The organism is Kitasatospora sp. NPDC048545 (assembly GCF_040651155.1).
Classification (GTDB): Bacteria; Actinomycetota; Actinomycetes; order Streptomycetales; family Streptomycetaceae; genus Kitasatospora.
The window spans coordinates 1-1,816 of record NZ_JBEZIQ010000167.1 but is presented as its reverse complement, the minus strand read 5'-3'; the positions used below and the strand labels follow the sequence as shown (position 1 = coordinate 1,816).

Genomic DNA, 1,816 nt, shown 5'->3' with positions numbered 1-1,816 from the left:
TGAGTGACTCTGTCGGGGATCTTGGCTTTCCTTGATCACTGTCCTTGGCGCCACCAGCGGGGGCGGGGCAGCTCGTGGGCGTCGAGGTACTGCTGGAACGCCGTCGGCGGTCGGGGCCGGTAAGCGGAGTCGTCTGGCTCCTGGGTGCTGAGGCGTTCGATGTTGACAGCGATCGCTGTCAGGACGTGTTGGACGTGGGCCTTGGCCACGCCGCGGTAGCGGCAACGGCGCATCCCGTGCCCGTTGACCAGCTCGTTCATGGTGCCCTCGATCCCTGAACGGGAGGCGTAGAGCCGCTGCCAGTGCGGGTCTTGCTGATCGGCGCGGTTCTGGGTCTGGAGATCGTGGAGGCGACGGGGGAGGAAGTTCAAGGTGCGTCCCTTGCGTGGATCGTTCGAGCGGGTGCACCCGGCTCGGTGGGGACACGGTCCGCAGTGCCGGGCGTCGAACGCCACGACGGTGTAGGGCGCTTGGGCGGGTGGCTCGGACCAGATGCCGCTGGTCTTCCCTCCCGGGCAGGTGACCTGGCGGTGGTCGAAGTCGATGGTGAAGTCCTCGCGGGTGAAGCCGGTGCCGGCCTTGTGTTGCCAGGAGTTGTCGGACTTGACCGGGCCGATGACCTCGATGCTGTGGGTGTGGGCAGCGGTGTCCATCAGCGCAACGGAGGTGTAGCCGCCGTCGAGCAGGTGCTGGGCAGGCAGCAGACGACGTCGGTTGAGCCGGGTGTGGATGCCGGGCAGGGCGACGCTGTCGCCGGTGGGGACGGTGGTGGCCACGTCCGTGATGACGTTGACGCTGTCCTCGTCACAGGTCTCGGTGGCATGCGCGAGGTAGCCGGTCCAGGTCCGGTGACCGCGGCGGGTGTAGCGGGCCTCGATGTCGTAGGGGGACTCCAGGCGCCGCCCGACGGGCGGTAGACCGTCCTTCTCCGCTCGGGGACGCAGCCGTCCCCGAGCGTCGATGAGGAAGTGCTGCACCACGATCTGCCGCAGTACCTCCGCCGCGGGCCCCGGCGCTGCTGCCGGGCGGCGGCTGTGGATCCGTTCGAGGAGGTCGGCGGCGTCGTTGCCGGCCTGCTTGAGCCGGGCGGCCGGATGGCTGGGCTGGCTGACCAGGCGGACCTGCCGCCCGTAACGCAGCGCCCAGTCCTCGGTCACCAGACCGTCGAGGAGTTCTGGTGTGGTGCGGGCGCACTCCTCCAGCGCGGCACGGACCGCTTCCAACACCAGTTCCAGCTGGGTCAGTTCGCGTACTGCAGCCCGAAGATAGGTGGAGTCGGTACGCTGCCGGCCCCGCGCCTTGACCAGTCCGGCTTCCTTCAGCCGGGCCAACGCGATATCGAGAAGGGCATCGGCGCGGTCGTCCTGGGCCAGCCGGTCACGGAAGTCGGACAGCACACTGTGGTGGAAGCCGGGATCGTCGAGATCCAGCGCGAGGGCGTACTTGAAGTCGATCCGGCAGCGCACCGCCTCGGCCGCCTGCCGGTCGGACAGGTTGTGCAGGAACTGCAGTACGCTCACTGTGGCGAGCTGGGCCGGTGACAGCCCGGGCCGTCCATCGCGCGGGTACCAGGCGTCGAAGTCCTCGTCGCACCACAGTCCGTCCAGCCGGTCACGTACCCACATCGCCGTGGTGCCACGGGGGTTACTCGCCCGAGCCACCCGCGCGGTCGCGGAAGGAACAAGCTCGCCAGAACGCGGGCGGAGAGACACCGGCTCACCTCGGAGAAGACGAACGACCTGCGAAACAAGCCGAGCCTGCCCGATCAACCTGCCTCTCCGTCGGAGAATCTCAAGATCCCCGACAGAGTCACTCA

General features: G+C 68.4%; 1 protein-coding gene. It reads right to left on the bottom strand.

Annotation, left to right across the window (positions count from 1 at the left end):
* Positions 1-35 precede the first annotated feature (35 nt).
* A complete protein-coding gene (locus AB0D10_RS46270; protein ID WP_360269129.1) occupies positions 36-1,661 on the bottom strand; it encodes an IS1182 family transposase in 1,626 nt (541 codons plus the stop codon).
* Positions 1,662-1,816 lie beyond the last annotated feature (155 nt).